At 61.5% G+C, this 17716-nt stretch carries 20 protein-coding genes; 9 read left to right on the top strand and 11 right to left on the bottom strand.

Annotated features, from left to right (window positions below; translation table 11 throughout):
- From CVO76_RS12420 to CVO76_RS12405, 4 genes are all read right to left on the bottom strand, one after another.
- A partial coding sequence (locus CVO76_RS12420) for a beta-galactosidase (protein ID WP_208741808.1) occupies positions 1-1151 on the bottom strand: 1151 nt, incomplete at its 3' end.
- A 230-nt stretch (positions 1152-1381) separates the two neighbouring features.
- Positions 1382-2731 carry an ABC transporter substrate-binding protein gene (locus CVO76_RS12415; RefSeq protein WP_208739474.1) on the bottom strand — a complete coding sequence of 450 codons (1350 nt, stop codon included), beginning with the start codon at positions 2729-2731 and terminating at the stop codon, positions 1382-1384.
- Positions 2732-2781: 50 nt separating this feature from the next.
- Complete coding sequence (locus CVO76_RS12410) at positions 2782-3726, bottom strand: carbohydrate ABC transporter permease (RefSeq protein WP_208739473.1); 945 nt, start codon at positions 3724-3726, stop codon at positions 2782-2784.
- Positions 3727-3728: 2 nt separating this feature from the next.
- The gene (locus CVO76_RS12405; protein WP_133080159.1) at positions 3729-4667 is read right to left on the bottom strand and encodes a carbohydrate ABC transporter permease; all 939 of its coding nucleotides are present in this window, start codon (positions 4665-4667) and stop codon (positions 3729-3731) included.
- A gap of 95 nt (positions 4668-4762) precedes the next feature.
- Between CVO76_RS12405 and CVO76_RS12400 the strand changes: the two genes are divergently transcribed.
- The 4 genes from CVO76_RS12400 to CVO76_RS12385 all read left to right on the top strand — a co-directional run bounded on the left by CVO76_RS12400 (position 4763) and on the right by CVO76_RS12385 (position 8687).
- Positions 4763-5797: a LacI family DNA-binding transcriptional regulator gene (locus CVO76_RS12400; protein ID WP_244185940.1), complete on the top strand. Its 1035-nt coding sequence runs from the start codon at positions 4763-4765 to the stop codon at positions 5795-5797.
- A gap of 481 nt (positions 5798-6278) precedes the next feature.
- On the top strand, positions 6279-6647 hold the full coding sequence (locus tag CVO76_RS12395) for a hypothetical protein (protein WP_208739472.1): 369 nt from the start codon (positions 6279-6281) through the stop codon (positions 6645-6647).
- 295 nt (positions 6648-6942) lie between these two features.
- A complete protein-coding gene (locus CVO76_RS12390; protein ID WP_208739471.1) occupies positions 6943-7935 on the top strand; it encodes a hypothetical protein in 993 nt (330 codons plus the stop codon).
- Between the two features lie 611 nt (positions 7936-8546).
- Positions 8547-8687 carry a hypothetical protein gene (locus tag CVO76_RS12385; protein WP_208739470.1) on the top strand — a complete coding sequence of 47 codons (141 nt, stop codon included), beginning with the start codon at positions 8547-8549 and terminating at the stop codon, positions 8685-8687.
- 160 nt (positions 8688-8847) lie between these two features.
- On the opposite strand, the gene CVO76_RS12380 is transcribed toward CVO76_RS12385, so the two are convergent.
- Together CVO76_RS12380 and CVO76_RS12375 are read right to left on the bottom strand one after the other, a co-directional pair.
- Positions 8848-9471, bottom strand: coding sequence for a site-specific integrase (locus CVO76_RS12380; RefSeq protein ID WP_208739469.1), 624 nt, complete (start codon positions 9469-9471; stop codon positions 8848-8850).
- A 122-nt stretch (positions 9472-9593) separates the two neighbouring features.
- Positions 9594-9833 (bottom strand): hypothetical protein, encoded by a 240-nt coding sequence (locus CVO76_RS12375; RefSeq protein WP_208739468.1) that lies wholly within the window; start codon positions 9831-9833, stop codon positions 9594-9596.
- Between the two features lie 295 nt (positions 9834-10128).
- Here CVO76_RS12375 and CVO76_RS12370 point away from each other — a divergent pair, with 295 nt between their 5' ends.
- The 3 genes from CVO76_RS12370 (at position 10129) to CVO76_RS12360 (ending at position 11791) form a co-directional block, all read left to right on the top strand.
- A complete protein-coding gene (locus CVO76_RS12370) occupies positions 10129-10578 on the top strand; it encodes a hypothetical protein (RefSeq protein WP_208739467.1) in 450 nt (149 codons plus the stop codon).
- Between the two features lie 142 nt (positions 10579-10720).
- Complete coding sequence (locus CVO76_RS12365) at positions 10721-11020, top strand: SOS response-associated peptidase (RefSeq protein WP_347876208.1); 300 nt, start codon at positions 10721-10723, stop codon at positions 11018-11020.
- 228 nt (positions 11021-11248) lie between these two features.
- Positions 11249-11791, top strand: a complete 543-nt coding sequence (locus CVO76_RS12360) for a hypothetical protein (protein WP_208739466.1) — start codon at positions 11249-11251, stop codon at positions 11789-11791.
- Between the two features lie 21 nt (positions 11792-11812).
- Here CVO76_RS12360 and CVO76_RS17630 read toward each other — a convergent pair whose 3' ends face one another.
- The 3 genes from CVO76_RS17630 to CVO76_RS12345 all read right to left on the bottom strand — a co-directional run bounded on the left by CVO76_RS17630 (position 11813) and on the right by CVO76_RS12345 (position 14082).
- A complete protein-coding gene (locus tag CVO76_RS17630; RefSeq protein ID WP_432206161.1) occupies positions 11813-12385 on the bottom strand; it encodes a TIGR02391 family protein in 573 nt (190 codons plus the stop codon).
- 206 nt (positions 12386-12591) lie between these two features.
- Complete coding sequence (locus CVO76_RS12350) at positions 12592-13254, bottom strand: hypothetical protein (RefSeq protein ID WP_208739464.1); 663 nt, start codon at positions 13252-13254, stop codon at positions 12592-12594.
- 69 nt (positions 13255-13323) lie between these two features.
- Positions 13324-14082: a hypothetical protein gene (locus CVO76_RS12345; protein WP_208739463.1), complete on the bottom strand. Its 759-nt coding sequence runs from the start codon at positions 14080-14082 to the stop codon at positions 13324-13326.
- A 333-nt stretch (positions 14083-14415) separates the two neighbouring features.
- Here CVO76_RS12345 and CVO76_RS12340 point away from each other — a divergent pair, with 333 nt between their 5' ends.
- On the top strand, positions 14416-14910 hold the full coding sequence (locus tag CVO76_RS12340) for a hypothetical protein (RefSeq protein ID WP_208739462.1): 495 nt from the start codon (positions 14416-14418) through the stop codon (positions 14908-14910).
- Positions 14911-15254: 344 nt separating this feature from the next.
- Positions 15255-16004, top strand: a complete 750-nt coding sequence (locus tag CVO76_RS12335; protein WP_208739461.1) for a hypothetical protein — start codon at positions 15255-15257, stop codon at positions 16002-16004.
- Between the two features lie 426 nt (positions 16005-16430).
- On the opposite strand, the gene CVO76_RS12330 is transcribed toward CVO76_RS12335, so the two are convergent.
- Complete coding sequence (locus tag CVO76_RS12330) at positions 16431-16670, bottom strand: hypothetical protein (protein WP_208739460.1); 240 nt, start codon at positions 16668-16670, stop codon at positions 16431-16433.
- A 221-nt stretch (positions 16671-16891) separates the two neighbouring features.
- Positions 16892-17557 (bottom strand): ANTAR domain-containing protein, encoded by a 666-nt coding sequence (locus CVO76_RS12325; RefSeq protein WP_208739459.1) that lies wholly within the window; start codon positions 17555-17557, stop codon positions 16892-16894.
- Between the last annotated feature and the right edge of the window lie 159 nt (positions 17558-17716).

Raw genomic sequence — 17716 nt, 5'->3', positions numbered from 1 at the left:
CGGGAGCCGACGACGGGGGAGAGCTCGCCGAGTTCGCGGCCGAGGGCGACGACGTCGCGGAAGATCGGGCTGTCCTCACCGGCGTGGGGGACCATCGCGGAGTGGAACTTCTCGGCGCCGGCTTTGGACTGCCGCCACTGGAAGTAGCAGACGGCGTCCGCGCCGTGGGCCACGTGCGTGAGGGAGTCGCGGCGCAGGGCGCCGGACTTCTTCGGGGTGTTGACGGGCTGCCAGTTCACGGCGCTGGTGGAGTGCTCCATGAGGAACCATGGCCTGCCGCCGGCGATGTTGCCGGTGAGGTTCGCGGAGAAGGAGAGCTCGTCGACGGCCTGCGGGCCGGGGACGAAGTAGTGGTCATTGGCGACGAAGTCCAGCTCGGCGGCCCAGTCGGCGTAGTCCATGCCCTTGGTCTCGCCCATGACCATGAAGTTGGTGGTGATGGGGATGTCCGGGGTGATGCTGCGCAGGATGTCGCGCTCGGCGCGCAGGTACTGCTTGAGGGCATCCGAGGAGAAGCGCTTGAAGTCCAGCTGCTGCGTGGGGTTGGGGTGCGAGGCGGCCTGGCGCGGGGGCAGGATCTGCTCGAAGCGCGTGTAGCGCTGGGACCAGAAGTCGGTGCCCCAGGCGTCGTTGAGGGCGTCGATGCTGCCGTAGCGGTCGGTGAGCCAGGTGCGGAAGGCGCGGGCGGCGTCGTCGGAGTAGTCGTAGATGTTGTGGCAGCCGAGCTCGTTGGAGATGTGCCAGGCGCAGACCGCGGGGTGGTCCTTGTACCGTTCGGCCATCGCGGTCACGAGCTTCAGCGCGTGCTCGCGGAAGACGGGGCTGGTGGGGCGCCAGTGCTGGCGCGCGCCGGGCCAGAGGGTGCCGCCGTCCTGCGTCACGGGGAGGATTTCCGGGTGCTCGGTGGCGAGCCACGGCGGCGGGGAGGCGGTGGCGGTGGCGAGGTCGACGGCGATGCCGTTGGCGTGCAGGAGGTCGATGACCTCGTCGAGCCACGCGAAGTTCCAGCTGTCCCGCTCGGGCTGCAGGCGCGCCCAGGAGAAGATCGCCAGCGACACCACGTTCACGCCGGCCTCGCGCATGAGGCGCACGTCCTCGTCCCACGTCTCGCGCGGCCACTGCTCGGGGTTGTAGTCGGCGCCGAAGGCCATGCGTGCCCGGTCGGGCTCGGACGGCCAGCGCAGCCAGCGGTGGGGAGTGGGTGTCGACACGGTAGTGCTCCTTGACGGTGATTCTCGAGGCGTTCGGGCGCGGTTGCGCCTCCCGCCGTCATCGGCGCTCCTGGGACAGGGGCGGGGGCGACGACGGCGGGATACAGCGGTGAAGTGGAACGGACCGGGCGGGTGCGCGCGAGCTCCCGCCCGGTCCGGGTTCGGTGGTACTACTCCGAGACGGTGAAGCCCTGCTCGGTGCCGTACTTGATGCTCGCGTCCTGCCAGCTCTTCAGCCCGTCCTTCAGGGGGGTGTCCGAGACGTAGGCCTGGCCCACGGTGTCGTTGAAGATGCTGTTCGCATAGACCTGGAAGGGCAGGTAGGACCAGCCCTCGGAGACGTTCTGCGCGGACTCGGCGAAGATCTCGTTGGCCTTCTGGCCGCCGAAGTACTCGAACTCGGAGTTCAGGAACTCCTCGGACTCGAGGGCAGCCGACGTCGCGGGGAACGCGCCGCCGTCGATGCGGGTCTGGACGCCGTCGCCCACGTTGGCGTAGTCGAGGAAGGCGTACGCGAGGGCGCCCTGCTCGCTGGCGGCCGGGATGGTGAGTGAGCTGCCGCCGTTCTCGGCGCTCGCGGTGCCGCCCTCTTCCCACTGGGGGAGCGGTGCCGCACGCCACTTGCCGGCGGCCGCGGGCACGCCGGAGGTGAAGTTGCCGGGCATCCAGGCGCCGGTGGCTAGCGTGGCGATGGTGCCGGTGCCGAGGCCCTGGTACCACTCGTCACTCCAGGAGCTGATGGGGGCCAGGAGGTCCTCGTCGAGGAGCTGCTGCCAGGTCTCGGCGAACCTGGTGGAACCCTCGTCGGAGAAGTTCACCTTCACGTCGGTGCCGTCCACCGTGTACGGCTGGCCGCCGGCCTGCCAGATGAGGCTGGTGGCGAAGCCGGCGTCGCCCGTGTCATTGGCGATGTACACGTTGGGGTCCGCCTCGTGGAGCGTGCGGGCCGCCTCGACGTACTCCTCCCAGGTGGTGGGGACCTCGACGCCGTACTTCTCGAAGACCTCGGTGTTGTAGAACAGGGCCATGGGGCCGGAATCCATGGGGAGGCCGTAGATGCCCTCGTTCGCCTGGACGGAGCTCCACGGGCCGGGGCTGAAGGTGTCCTGCAGGTCGCCGGCGCCGTAGCCGCTGAGGTCCTGGACGGACTCGGCGAGGGCGAACTGGGGGAGCGCGTAGTACTCGACCTGCGCGACGTCGGGCACACCCGAACCGGCGGCGATCGCGTTCTGCAGCGCCGTGTACTGGTCGTTGCCGGTGCCGGCGTTCACGAGGTCGATGTTCACGTTCGGGTGCTCGGCCTCGAAGTCCTCGACGACCTTCTCCAGCGTGGGCTCCCAGGCCCAGACGGTGAGGTCGCCACCCTTGTCGAGGGCCGCCTGGACGTCGTCGGCGCTGACCTCTGCGGGTGCTGCGCCGCCGGCGTCGTTCCCGCCGCCACCGCAGGCGGTGAGGGCGAGGGCTGCCGCGAGGGCCAGTGCCGAACCGCGCAGCACCGCCGGGGAGATTTTGCTCTTCATGGGGTTCCTTTTCACTTCATCGTTCACAAAAGGGGTTTTCGGGAAGGGTCTTACTCTTTGACGGCGCCGGCGCTGAGGCCGGACTGCCAGTAGCGCTGCAGCAGCAGGAACGCGGCGATCAGCGGGAGGATGGTGAGGAGGGAGCCGGTGATGACGAGGTTGAAGATGGCCTCGCCGCCGGCCGTCGAGGCCTGCGCGTTCCAGGCGTTCAAGCCCAAGGTCAACGGGTACCAGGCGGGGTCCTTGAGCATGATCAGCGGCAGGAAGTAGTTGTTCCACGTGGCCACCATGGTGAACAGCAGCACCGTGACGATGCCCGGGCCCAGCAGCGGCAGGCAGATCTGGAAGAACGTGCGGAACTCGCCGGCGCCGTCCATACGGGCAGATTCCAGCAGCTCGGTGGGAATGGCCTCGGAGGCGAACGTCCACATCAGGTAGAGGCCGAAGGGCGAGATGAGCGACGGGATGATCACCGACCACGGGGTGTTGGTGAGGCCCATCTCGCTGAACATCAGGAACGTGGGGACCGCCAGGGCCGTGCCAGGGACGGCGACCGCGCCGATGACGACAGCGAACACGGCCTTCTTGCCCGGGAAGCTGAACTTCGCCAGGGCGTACCCGCCGAGGACGGCGAGGAACGTGGCCCCGCCGGCACCCAGCACCACGTACAGCACGGTGTTGAGGAACCAGCGGCCGAAGATGCCGTCGTCGTAGGCGAGGGTGTCGCCGATGTTGCCGAAGAGGGCGAAGTCGCCGCTGAACCAGAGGCCGAACGAGGTGAAGAGATCGGCCTGGGTCTTGGACGCGTTGATGAACAGCCAGACCAGCGGGATGAGGCTGTAGATCAGGACGATCCCGGTGAGGACGGTCAGCAGGACGCTGCGCTTCGGGTTGTCGACGCCGCGGCGCGTGCTCTTCATGCGCACGTAGCCGGGCTTCGTCCTCTGCCTGGTCCTGTGCTTGTCCGTGCGGGTGGGTTCGACGGCGACGCTCATGGTCAGCTTTCCTTCCGCATGCCGCGCAGCTGCACGGCGTAGGCGATGACCATGGTGATGACACCCATGATGATGGCCACGGTGGCGGAGTAGTTGTACTGCTGGCCGGAGAAGCTCAGCGAGTAGGCGTACAGGTTCGGGGTGAAGAACGTGGAGATGGAGTTCGGCGCGAGGCTCTGCAGGATGGCGGGCTCGTTGAAGAGCTGGAAGCTGCCGATCACGGAGAAGATGCCGGCCACCACGAGGGCTCCGCGGATGGCGGGGAGCTTGATGGCGGTGACGAGGCGGAACTGGCTGGCGCCGTCGATCTCCGCAGCCTCGTAGAGGGACTTCGGGATCACGCGGAGGGCGGAGTAAAAGATCAGCATGTTGTAGCCGATGAACTCCCACGTGACGATGTTGCCGATCGAGGCGAGGATCAGCTCCGGGGAGAGCGGATTCGGCAGGCTGATGCCGAGGGCGCTGTTGATGTTGCCCACCAGGCCGAACCGCGTGCCGTACATGAAGCCCCACATGAGGCTGGCGACGACGGCGGGCACCGCGTACGGCAGGAAGATCGAGATGCGGAAGAAGGACTTCCCGTAGAGCCGGCCGCTGTCCAGGGCCAGGGCCACCAGGAGGGCGATCAGCAGCATCACCGGCACCTGCACCGCGAGGAACAGCGTCACGCGGAGGAGCGAGGACCAGAACTGGGGATCCTGCAGGGCCTGGCTGTAGTTCGCAAGGCCCACGAAGCCGTTGCCGCCCACGAGCTGGTTGCGGAAGAAGCTGAGGAAGATCGAGTACGCGATCGGTGCCAGGAAGACGAGCGCGAAGACCGCCATGAACGGGCCGATGAACAGCCAGCCGGACCAGGAGCGCTTCTGGGGGCGCTTCTGCGCTCGCTTGGCGGGCTTCGGCTGCGTGCCGAGCACGGCCGGTGGGGGAGACGCCGTCGTCATGGGTGGATCCTTCTGACTCTGTCGATGATGTTTGCGTAAACATAGCAGGGCTTGAAACGCAATGTTTACGCAAACATTGTTGTTACGATGGTCACATGTCCACTCCATCGCGTCAACACCTCGTCCGTGAGGACCGGCGCGTCTCGATGTCCGACGTCGCCCGCCTGGCCGGCGTCTCGGCGCAGACGGTCTCGAGGGTGTCCAACGGCAGCTCCGGCGTCATCGAGTCGACGCGGCAGCAGGTCATCGCCGCGATGGATGAGCTGGGCTACCGGCCCAACAGTGCCGCGCGGGCCCTGAAGCGGGGGGCTTTCCGGACGCTCGGCGTCATCCTGTTCACGCTGTCCACCACCGGGAACGTCCGAACGCTCGAGGCCATCGCCGCCCGCGCCGCGGAGGAGGATTACGCCATCACACTGATCCCCGTCTCTGCACCGACCCAGGCCGGTGTGCGCGGGGCGTTCTCGCGGCTGAACGAGCTGGCGGTGGACGCGATCATCGTGATCATGGAGGTCCACCTGCTCGACGCCGCCACGGTGTCCCTGCCGCCCGGCGTCCACGCCGTGGTGGTGGACTCCGATGCGAGCGACGGCTACAGCGTGATCGACACGGACCAGGCCGATGGCGCGCAGAAGGCCGTGGAGCACCTGCTGGACCTGGGGCATGCGACGGTGTGGCATGTTGCCGGCCCGTCGGCGTCCTTCGCCTCCGAGCGACGGGTCAATGCGTGGCGCCAGACCCTTGCCGCGCGGGGCTGCGCCGAGCCTCCGCTGCTGCGGGGTGACTGGTCGGCGGACTCGGGCTACCTCGCCGGACTCACCCTGGCGGCCTCCGAATGCACCGCGGTGTTCGTCGGCAACGACCAGATGGCGCTGGGGGTGCTGCGGGCGTTCCACGAAAAGGGCATCCGGGTGCCGCAGGACGTCTCGATCGTGGGCTTCGATGACATCCCGGACAGCACGTCCTTCAGCCCGCCCCTGACAACGGTGCACCAGGACTTCGCAGAGGTGGGCAGGCGCTGCGTGGACAAGGTGCTGAAGCAGATGCGGGAGAACTCGACGGAGCCGGGGCGGGAACTCGTGCCGACACGGCTAGTCGTGCGGGAGAGTACTGCGGCGCTGGCTATCTAGTTGCTACCCCGGGCATCGCCGAAGTGGACGGCTTGGGCTCTACCGTTCAGGACGCCGCCCTTCCACAGGTGGATGACCCTTCAGACTCAGCCGCGTTCAGAATCCGCGTAGTTGCGGCGAGATACAGGCGTTCGGTTCCGCCAGGACCAAGTCGTGATGGTGCTGGTGGACGCGAAGCTCGTGCCGATAACAGCGCATATGACACGGACTTGTACGGGTGAGCAGTGCGGCTCGTGTGACTGGGGCGCCCCTCCCAGCGCACCGGGAGGAGAACTGCGTATAAATCTGCCACAAGCCCTACTACATTCATGGGGGCAGCACCGCAGTTGGCCGGCAGCCATGGCACCACTCGATCTTTTAACTCGTGAACGACCTCGAGAATGTTCTGTAGGCCGTTCTGAGTTACCGGTTCATGGAACGAGGGCGGGAAGGCATCCATCTCCGTTTCCTCCTCCGTGCAGTCCTCGCCTACACGCGGACCATGGAAACGAACATCATCGACATCGGATGCCGTACCTTCGCCCTGGCCCTCGGCAAAAGCCACGCCACCGTCTCACGCCTCCTACCCGTCCTTAAGGAAGCATCAGCAGGCATCCTCACCCGCATCGACCGTGCACGCGGCCGCAACGCCGACACCTACGCCGTACAGCTTCCCGAGCACTTCCAGCAGCTCGCTCGCGAGCTCACCTGGCGCAAGCGCAAGATCCACGCATCCCTCCCGTCCTCCGGGTCCTCGGAGACGTCTCAGCTCTCGCCTACGAAACGATCGAACGCGGACGCCACTCCCCCACCACCGCGGACCTCAGCCGCACCACCGGTATCTCCCGCCGCGCCCTCACCGACCACCTGACCGCCATGGAGACCCTACAGATGATTCGCCGGCACCACGGCCGCTGGGGACTTGTGGCTACCACCAACCTCGCCCAGCTCGCAGAGAGGCTCGGAGCCACCGAGGACCGTGAAGCCCAGCTCACCCGCTATCGCAAGGAACGCGCGGCCTGGCACGCATGGCTCGACCGCCACCTAACCCCCAGCTGGACGAGCACGAGCTGTATGACGCGGAGGTCGACGAATACTGGCTACCCCCGCTTGAGGACGAACACGAGCATCAACGCGCACTCGGGAATGCCGCATAGGCTGAGGCAATGCACAAGTCGAAGCGCTCAGCGGTAGTGATCGTTGCAGCCGCCGTCGTTAACTTCATTCTTTTCGCTCTCACAGGAGCGGAGTTCTCAGACGAAACGTGGGGTCACTTATGGGGATGGGCACGCGACTTCAGCACCGGCGCACCCATGGCTGGCCTTTTTGCGATTGGTGCTTCGTTCGTCGCTTTACATGGCATCAACAAGCAGGTTAAGGCAACCAGGACGGCAAACGATCTGACGGAAGAATCAGTTAAGAACGCTCAGGCGGCCAACATTGAGACTGCGGAGAAAAACCGTCAGAGCCAGTGGTGGGACACCTTGAAATGGACGTATACGGAGGCAAAGGCATCATCAGATGGGAGTGCTTCCCCCCTTCAATCCGGTGCTGCTGCACGAATACTGGGTGCACTGAAGGCTGAGCCAAACCTGAAACCCTTACAGGATCAAGCTGCTGACAGCATCCTCAAAATCTTTGGCCAGTCTGATCAAGCAGAGGTTCAGGAAGCTGTCCGTCCCATCTACGAGGCGATGGACAGTGTTGCACCTGCGGTTTACGCGGATGCTGTTGAAAATATGTTGGAGCACATCGAACTTAGCGTGGAGGTGTACAGGCATCGTGAATACGCAGTTTCAGTGGCCGGCGAGAATCACGTTTTCGACTTCGTTCTGGAAGCCATTACAGGTAAGAAGGTAGCCGTGAACGTGCAGACTTTTACTCCTTCGGACTACCCAAAAGCGTCTTACAGCGAGCATAGAGGTGGGTCATATCGTCAAGATCAACTTGCTAGCTTCGTAAAGGAAGACGTTCAGAATAGGGCTGCACTTTATGTCATGAGCCCACCAAGCCGAGGTCCTGGGGACGTGGGCTTTTGGGGTGTGGTTGAAGGGCTGAAAAAGCGCGATGAAGTTGGTCTATCCACGGTTATCTGGGGAATAGGAACACCTACGGACGAGATAGAAGCCTTCCTCCAACGTAAGTTAAAGGCAACTTAGCCGACCTCGGTACTTCACCTCGCTGATCAACCTCCTGCCCGCGGTAATAGTGGAAACTGATCGCGAGTCAGGGGCACGGCACAAGCTACCCTCGCTCCGCTGCTTGTTCCACACCCAGGTGGACAGCAAGAACCAAAGGGCCGCCTGCATATACCCAGTTGCGTCACCGACACGGTATAGCTCGCCTTGAGAGAGCGATGGCCGTGCACAGCCTCCTAAAGCTCAGGTACTGAAACGATGCTTGACCGGGATCTCGCGTCGCCGGCACTGATCCGGCCGCATCCACGCTTCACGCGCCCGCGAGAAATCCACCCACTGTGCGATCATAGCATCAGCGGTCCACGCCATCGCAAAACCCTTCACCGTCCGCTTCCGCCCATCCGGGTACTCCAACTCCACCCACAAGGCAGGCGCCTTCTCCGGCTCCGTTGCCGGCTGAACAGGAGGGTCGAGCTGCAGCGGAGGCACAAAGCGGTCCGCGCTCGGTGGGATGCCACGCCAGTCAGGGCGAGGAGCGGAAGTCACCGGCACACCGTATCGGCCTCCTCGTGTCGGAGAGCTAGGGCACAATCAGGATTATGTGTGGTCGCTTCGTGACTGCCGGAAACAAGGTGGCTATACGCGATGCTTTCAGCGTCGAGGAGACGTTCGAGGACGAGCTGAAGCGGTCGTGGAACGTGGCCCCGATGCAGGGGATCCCGTTTGTGTCCGAGCAGCTGCGCGAGGGTGAGCTGGTGCGCCGCTCGAGATAGCTCGTTGGGGACTTGTCCCTGCCTGGTCCAAGGACCCGAAGGCCGGGGCGAGGATTCTCTGCACTAACGCCGGCAACTGAGCGCGCTGTCTGATTTTTTTGGGGGACGGTGTCGGGTGAACACAGCTTGAAGTCACTGCATCTTCGCGTAGACGCGATCGTCAGCTCCGTACCTTTGGCATGCCGAGCAGGGTGGCCCGTGAGGTTCTGGACGCCTCCGCTATCTTTTCTTGCAGCAGCCGCATCGTCAGATCAATGCCTTCAATCTCACCTATCCAGCCCTCGTCTACTGCACGGGCACGCCGTTGTTGAAGGTCCACCTCGATGTCCTGTAGCCGAGGCAGCACTTTCGGGTCGAGTTGTAGGACGGGGCAGCGGATGAAGGCGTGTTCGTGTTGGCACGGGGTTGCGTAGGGTCTGGCGCAGGATCCCAGTTCCACTTTGCGTTTGTCGAAGTGTTCTTCGAAGTCCGCCCATTCCTGCTCGGTGACGCCGGTGTATTCGTCGGTTGGTCGTTGTGCACGGCGTCGGGCTAGGAAGTCTTGGTAGTGGCGGACGGTGTCTTCTTCGAAGACTGCGACGTATCCCTGGGTGGTTTGGAGGTTCACGTGTCCGAGGAGGCGTGCCCCGATGTGAATGGGCAGTCCGGAGTTGACCAGTTCGGTGGCGAAGATCCGGCGGAAGTCGTGCGGCGTGAAGTGCATGCCGTCGAAGGCTTCGCTGGTGGCGGATAGTTGTTTGCAACGCCTGATCAGCATCTGTCTGACGTTTGTTGCGCTCAGCATTCCTCGTCCCAGCGCCGGGCGTTAAAAGAGATACGGCAGAGGTTCTGACCAGAGTCTTTCCTGGGGGTCGTACCGGCGCACGACCGGCACTGACCGTCCCGTGCCCTGATTTCGACGGATGATCATCGCCAGGCGAACCCGAGGGAGAGCGAAGGCTTTCCCGTCTTCGGGTTCACGCTCCCTGGTCGGCTCGTTTCCGAAGCGTTGCGGCCACGCTGGTAGTTGGAGGCGTTGCGCATCCAGCTCACGAACACCTCGGCCTCCGCCGGCGTTGACGCATTCCACGGCGTTTCAAGACACCACATCAACCTGAACCAGCGAAGCAGATCGAAGGCATAGCTTCGGCAGGTCAGCACACTCATGTCACAAAGCATGAGATGCCGTAGGTATTGTTCGATAGGAGCGACTTCGCGGCCTTCGGCATCCAGGACTCTCACTCCTTGCCGAGCTGTCGCGGCTACTACGATGCCGACTCGAGGTGGATCCAACTCGCCGTCCGCTACGCTGCGTCGATCAGAAATCACGGGCTCACTCTCCCATGTGTGCAGTAAGGATTGGAACCATCACCTGCGCGGCAATTCGTTCCAGGAGGCGTCGACCAAGTGGGAGCACTTCCTTTACATGGGTTCGCCACTAGGGTCCGTTAGGGTTCTCCGCATGACTTTCACCTTGGACGGATCTCCCGAATCCACCCAAAAAACCTGCTCCATGTGCGGTGCGACGAGCGTTGTTATCCATCACTTCATCCTGAAAGACCACAACGCGTTTGCCATTGGAGAGACCGAGCTGCACCAACACGGCGGTAATCCGGAGGCGTGGATCAACATCGTCTTCGGCTCTTTCAACGACGATGAGTACGAGGACCACGTGACTTTCGGTTGCAGGGTAGGTCTTTTCACCGAGGACGGCGAGTTGGCTTCCAGCCTCATCGACTCGAACCACACCTCACCCAGCACTCCCGTCTGGGGTCTGCGGCTGACTCGAGAACAAGCCCTTAGCCATGACTTGCTTCCGGCCTTCTGGGAGGTAGTTGATTGGCTTGTACTCGAAGACCCGCAGACCCACCAACACCTTTACGGGCACTCCTTCGACCAGCCTCGTTTGTGATGGACCTGCAGACGGAGGAATTGGCGGAAGCGGCACGTCAAGTGGTCGCGAGCCTAGGTGGTAGTCCCGGAAACCTTATCCGCTCTTCGCGCCGGGTCTTAAACCAACCCCCTATTGGGTTGAATGGCAGCAGGGGTAACTAGTGCAGTCAACACGGATGATCAACGCCCGCAGCGAGACGGTAACGGAGAAGCCGTCGTTTCGCACCGCGGCCGCCAAGCGACGCGCACTGATCCCGGCGAACGGGTACTACGAGTGGCAGAAGAACGAGGACGGGACGAAGACCCCTCACTACCTCCACGGCGAGGACGAGGAGCAGTTGCTGGGCTTCGCCGGCCTGTACGAGTTCTGGCCCGACCCCACCAAGCCCGAGGACGCCGAGGACCAGTGGCTGGTCACCGCGACGATCCTCACCCGCGCCGCGCACCCCAGTTCTCCCTAAGCTACGGCCAGTATCGCGACATGGGGTCGCGGTTCCTCGGTATCCTTCAGCATGGTCTCTTGTCAGCTTGTTCAGGACAAGGTTGAGTGTCCCTTGCCCCACTCCGAAGATCGCCTGATGGAAGCGTTCACTGCGCACCGGCGTTTGGAGACTGAGTATCACGATCCGCGAGCCTTCCGCTTTAATCTCAATTCATTCTTATCGTCGCTTAGCTCTATACGAGAAATTTTGCAGAAGGAGATTGAGCAACGAGGTGACGTTCAGCGATGGAACGACGCAAAAACTTCCTTCAAAAATGACCCTTGGCTTCTGGCACTAGCTAAGGCGCGTAATGTCACGCTTCATCAACAGGCCATATTTGACGGAAGTGTTGTTCAAATTGGTTTGTATAGGTGGCGCCGCCATAAACTTTCACTGAACCTCAAAATACCCCACGACGTCCCTAGCGAAAAATTGCTTACATGGTTCACCGCATCTCCATTGGGAAAGATGTTTTTGGACGAGGAACACTCCGCGCTCGGCGAGGAGTACGGCGTGTGGAGGCAGTACTACATCGATGAGATTAGTAAAAAGGAAGACGTCTTGACCATGACAAGACGTGGATCTATACGGGCTCACGACATGATCGCCGCTGCGCATCGACTTTATGAAGTTGAGACAGGTCATATACCGGATTCACCTCTCCTCACCAGGGACGGTCTCGCTGAAACTACTGTCCTACTGGAGAGCGATGTAGACCCAGGCTTGCCCTCGAAATGGGGATGGAGGTAACGCAATCACTCCTTCATGCGCCTAGAACGGAGGCTCGGGTGATGTTGTGGTGACTACAGAGCATTGCTCAGTCCATGCTGCGAGTTGGCTGAGGGCTGCAAGTTGAATCAGTGCTGTACTTTCGTCAAGCTCTGAGGATGAGTGCGCGCTCGGATTACGGATAGCACTAAAACAGCCTTGGGCGTATTGCAGTATGCCGGATTGCATAGAGCGGACAGTTCGGTCTGTCTGATCGCCTGGCCATCGCAACCGGGGCTTACCGTCTTCTGGGTCAGAGGTGCTGAACGCCTGCGCCATAAGGCCCCCATCAGACACATCTGTCCGTCCCAGACGTTCCTGGATCCAAGCGTTGAGTGCAATGCAAGCTTGCTGGACCGCAGCGCGTCTGTATCCATCGCCCCAAAAGGTTCGCGCGGCGTCCCAGACGAGAGGGTGAAGGAGGTCCGCGCTCAACCTTGGTGCTGTCCCGCCGAGGTAATGCTCGGTCAGCTCCTTTGATCTAATGATTCCTCGTACTGTGACAGCGACTGTGCGACCTTCTTCAAGGTGTAGGCTGCCGTGCTCTTGGTAGTAGAGGGAATCAATCTCAGGCATCTCTGTACGCACGATAGCCAGAGCGCGGGGTGTGTACTCGATGACGAGGTCTGCCGCGTTTCGAGCATCCGAGAAGTGAGCCTCTTGGTAAGAGTCCGCAGCTTGGATCCATCTGGATAGCCAGTGCACCATGAAGTCGCGTGTCTCTGGGTTCACATCCCCAGTGTAGGAGGCGCGGGGCCTCTGCAGAGCACGCCTTATTTCGATCAGTAGTAGTCATCCATGTACTGACGCATCTCCGCCTCATAATCAGCCTGTAGCTCTCGCTGTATCTCGAGGTATTCGCTTAGAGCATCTCCGAAGGCTGAGAGTACGTCGGCGCCAGCTGAAATCATGTTGTAAGTTTCTTCGAGTGACTTACTCAACTTAGGAAAGTCAATATAGTCCTGAGTCTCAGGAAAGTTACCCGAATAACGAAAGGCGACGCCTGTAGGGTCAGCATCGCTTAACCACTGAAGGGCTTTCACGGTTTCACTCGGCATGGTTGGTAATTCGAGATGGTGGAAGTGTTCTGTCAGTTCATGAGCCAATTTGCCTAGGCTGTGCGTCTTCTTGAGGCGTGCAGCAACATTGTCCTTTTCCAGCGTTGTTTCCTGCTCCCCATTCGCCCTCCGAAAATAAGCAGCTGTGCGGATCTGGTCCTTGAGTGTTAGCTCAATTGCGTGCCTCCAAAGGAAGAGGAACGGCATAAGGATGGTGTCGTCGCGAGGCTGTCCCGAGAAGGACGCAGCTAGCCTCTTAGCAGCCTCAGCAAATCCATACTCGATAGCAGCATCGTCTTCGAAGGGGTATCTGACAATGAGATTATGCGGATCCTCACTTGGAAAAACTTGAAATAAGCGAGGACTTTTGGAGAATTTATGTTTCATGAAGTTACATTTTGCATAAATGCGGTCATTTTGCGTTTAGTATCTTTCATTAGTTAGTCTGAGGAGACGTTAAGGTGCTGCGGCAAAAGCAGTAGCGGGAGCAGTTGCTAGATCACTTGGTACCCCCTCATCGCGGAGTAGAAATCCGACGGTAAACACGACGAGCATCGCAACGAGGCGATGAAGGTCAAGGTTCTCGTCAACGACTGGAGGGGTACCGGTGCTGATGGTGTCGTCTTCACTAGCGGGCGCATATTGACCCGCAAGGAACCCAGTCGCATGTGCCCACGTCGAATCAGAGCGCCACATACGGTAGATAACGCCGGCATTTAATTCAGTAGCTCTGACCGCTTCAGTTAGGTTCTTGGCCTGTTCCTTGACCTCTCTGTCGGTGGACGCATCCAACGCAAAATCGCGCAGCGCGCCCACATCGATAGACGACTTAACGCCCATATCCTGCATGTGCTTATCTGTTGTAACCTCGGTTGCCACCCCATGAGCAAGCATCGTATCTACGGCCTGCTCACGTGCGGCTTGTGGCATGTCCGCGAGCCACAGTAGACGGAGTGCAAGCTCCCAAAAGGCGCGCCGATTCGGAGCGGCAGTGTGTGCTAGCCCTGCTGTGGTCAGCTTTGAGATAACGATGCTCTGCTCAAATGCGGCACGCATCCATCCCACCACGAACTGATTAGTTCGAGTCAGATGTACCTCGCCAAGATCTACGTTTAGAACCGCTTCAGCCGAGCGCATTACATAGGCGGCGTTGACCAGGTGTCTTGGGCGCTGACGATACTGCCGTCGAGCCTTTTTTGAACGGCGACCACTCATGGGATGACACTGTCGTTTCCTTCGCCGGTAAGCAAACGCCTGCTTAGTTCTGCCATGGATGTTGCACATGGGTACACGCAGCGCAGCACGGGTCGCACAAAAGTCGGCGCCCTGCCGCGCACCGCCTAGGAATGATGTGGCGGGCACCAGCTTCCCCGAGGATTTGAAGGACTCCTCGTACAGTGGCGGAAGGGGCGACGGAGGAGACACGAGTTCGGCATGACGTATAGGGAACGCTGGATCAGAGCGATCGCACGCAAGCCCAAGGGGCTGTTTGGCAGGGGGCACGAATGGACGTACGCTCTCATGGACGGACCGGGCACGGAGCGTCGGATGGTGGGCACGTACGCGCTGTTGAGCGAACTCGTGCCGGACACGAAGTTCCCCGGCAACGACGCCTACCTCTGCCTGGACCGGGCCAACGCGGCGTTCCTCGCGGGCAACAGGAGCTGGGTCGGGTATCCGTCAGGGTCCGAGGTGGAAGACCCCCTGGCAACAAACCTGCACGCCGTGAGTCTCGACATGCTGGCCTTCGGCTCCCTGTTGAGGGTGCGGCGTCTCCCAGCTCTGGCGCAAAAGTACGAGGCGATGGCGCTGGATATGAGGGCGGACCCCACCGAAGCTGACGTCGAGGCGGCGCGCGAATGGGTCGGACCCACTCTGCGGGGCGGAGCCGGAAGCCTCAACGACGCCTACGTGCAACACCACGGCAAGGTTGACGAGTACCTCGATGACTGGTTCGAGGCGATCAAGCTCAGGCTCTGGGACTTCTCCATCGGCGGCAAACGGTTCCATGACGATGCTCCTGAGCATGGTCGCAAGTTCTAGCTTTTCGGTCCGACAATCTGGGAAAGACCCAGCTGTTGGTACAAGCCGGTCAGCGGCCTCGAGGCGTCCTACCAATCCACCCAACCAGCGTCGGAAGCGTTGCGTATGGGTACACCCTGGGCAACGACGTCCTAGAGCGATAGTGACTGGTCTGGGCTCCTGCATCGCCCTGTTGAAGGAGGGCTCACCGTAGCTCGAGGTGGCAGGGGTTGGTACATCAAATGCCTGAGAGCATGGCTGCTCTCCTCACAGCGATCGCGCTGCCAGCGGCGCTATCAAGAGCGAGAAGCTGAAGGATCCGAGAATGCGGCGTAAATGTCGGAGCATGCACGGACGATAGGAGCATGACGAATTTGGCGTATATGGTCCGCGAGGACTGGGGGCAGCATGGGACTGAGATGGTGTCTCAGAGCGCGGTGATCCGGGAGTGGGCTGGCAGTGCGCCGTATGTGTTTGCTGTCGTAGATGCCCGGAAGTTCATGACCGACCGTCCCGCTGATCGGGAAACGGTTGACTACCTGCTTGGTGACTCCTCAGAGCGCTCGATTGTGAGTATCGGAGAGCTGGCTCGCCTGACACGGGAGGGAAGGCGTCTGGACGACCCATTGCTGATTATCCACCCCTACGACGCGCGAGAGCTGGACGCAATCCGCGAGGCTGTTCAAGCGGCGAATGTCGCTCGAGCGTTTGTGATGCTGTGGTCTCCCGCTGACCGTATCCGGCCGTGGCTCGACAGCCGCGGAGCGCTGAACCTGCACACCGGCGGTCAGGCGCAGGAACCCGATCCGCTGATGGTGGCCGCCGCAAAGATGATGGTCGACGAGGAATACAACGGGCTGCATTCCGGCAACGGTAAGGACGCAGTCATCCAGCTGGTCCGCGCCTTCGAACACCAGGGTTACGCCGTCGACGTGAACGTCTGGCTCCGTGCATACTTCGCGGCAGGGGGGAGCTTTCGTCACTCAGAGTCGGTCAGTAAGCTCATGACCGAAATGGCCGCCGGCGTCCAGCACCGCGTGAAACCTCGATACCGCGACGACATCTTCGAGATCCTCAGCAATCGTGCCTCCGAGGTAAGCGCAGAGGCCGAGTAGGAAACCGCCGACAGCTAACGCAAGGGCGGAACCGCGACCGTCGTTTTTTGCGTCGGCACAAGTCGTCCCGCTCCCGGATGTGTCGCGTTGGGGTACACCCCAACGCCACAGCGCAGGTTGGCTCAGATCGTGTTGTTCTAGGGTCCTTCTGAGGCTTTTGCAACAGAGTTGATCGAGGGTCCAGGCGTTATGCAATGCCGGCAGAGGGGTATGGGGCCGTCCGGGGCTACCAGGTTGGATAGTCCTGCTTCGAAGGTCAGTGGTTGGCTGTTCACCTTGTTTATCGAGCGATGGGGGAGAGGCCGCCATGGCAACGAGGTTTGATTGCCTGCAGGTCGTTGCAGCAGGGGCGATTGTCTGTCCCGCTACCGTTGCCGCAAAGGGTTCGTCGACTCTGAGGCGAGAAGGTGCTTGCTCGTCGTTGGGCTATCTCGTGTTCGGCTGGTCAGCGAGGAGTTCGAAGAGTGCGTGATTGAGGAGGAGGCAGTCCATGGTGGGGACGTCGGTGAGGTTGTAGAGGAATGCTTCGATGTCGAGTTCGGCGAGGTTCCCGCCAATACCGTAGTAGTACACCCACAACTCGGAGGGAAGGATGTGTGCGCGGTTAATGGCAATCAGGACGTGCGGCCCGCTGAGGTTGCTCGTTCGTCGGCGACTCACGCTCATCTGCCTGATCCACCTGTTCCGCTATCGCCGTGTCCTACCTGTACTTAACCGTAGAGCGGCGTTCGGCTAAGGGTGGCCAACCAGCAAAAATGACCTTGGGGTTGCGCACCGAGAATTTGAGGTGCCACCAGGAATGGCTCTTTGACCAAGCTGGCCTGCTGCCCCATGACGCGAGGTCCTGCGGGAGCGCAGCAGAATGGGCTATCCCCGCTGGCCGGGATTCATTGAGCGGTGAGGAGTTCCAGTAGCCCGAGTTCGGAATCGGGACCTGTGCGTGAGGTGCCGCGGTGGAGGTGGTGGGCGAGGTCGATGATGTCCTGTGCGACGATCACGACTTTACGGTTGGCGTTCTGGCTGTAGCTGCTGATGCGTTGGAAGGCTTCCAGCGCGTTGATCCCGTGCCGGCTCATGAGGATGCCTTTGGCTTGTTCGATGACTGCCCGGCTGACTGTTGAGGCGGCGACGGCTTCGTTGGCGAGTTGGTGCCGGTCGGCGTGGATGGACCGTGTGAGGTCGACGACGAGCCCCCACACCCCGACGGGGGTGTCGCCGTCGAGGATGAGGTCGGCGCTCATCAGGATCTTGTGGATCTTGCCGTCCACGGACCGCAGCGATGCATACGCTGACGCTGGGCCCTTGGTCGTGGATACGCGGTCCCAGAACGCCTGGATCCTGTCCCTGTCGATGGCTTCGATATGCGCGAGACCAAGCTCGAGAGTGGGAACGACGTCGCCGCGTTCGTAGCCGTGGATCCGGAACAGCTCATCGGACCACTGGAACGTCGGTGACCCGAAGTAGTACTCGACCGTCCCGGTCGGACAGTCGATGAAGTAGTCGATACCAGTGTCCCCGGTGTGGGGAGCCGCCGATTCATCGGAAATGGTCATGGTGATAGAACCCATTCAACGGACTTGCCTCGGGCTAGCGTCTTAACCCGGACCTCAAAAGAGGACAGTAGCAAAGCCCTCCGACACCATTCTCCCGCCATCACCTCGGCGGATAGGACATGTGCCCGAGATCGCCCTACCACCACTACGGCAGCAGCG

It is taken from the genome of Arthrobacter agilis, assembly GCF_002953615.1.
In the GTDB taxonomy this organism is placed as follows: Bacteria; Actinomycetota; Actinomycetes; order Actinomycetales; family Micrococcaceae; genus Arthrobacter_D; species Arthrobacter_D agilis_B.
Note: the sequence above shows the minus strand (reverse complement) of the source record. Positions and strands in the feature narration are given on the sequence as shown.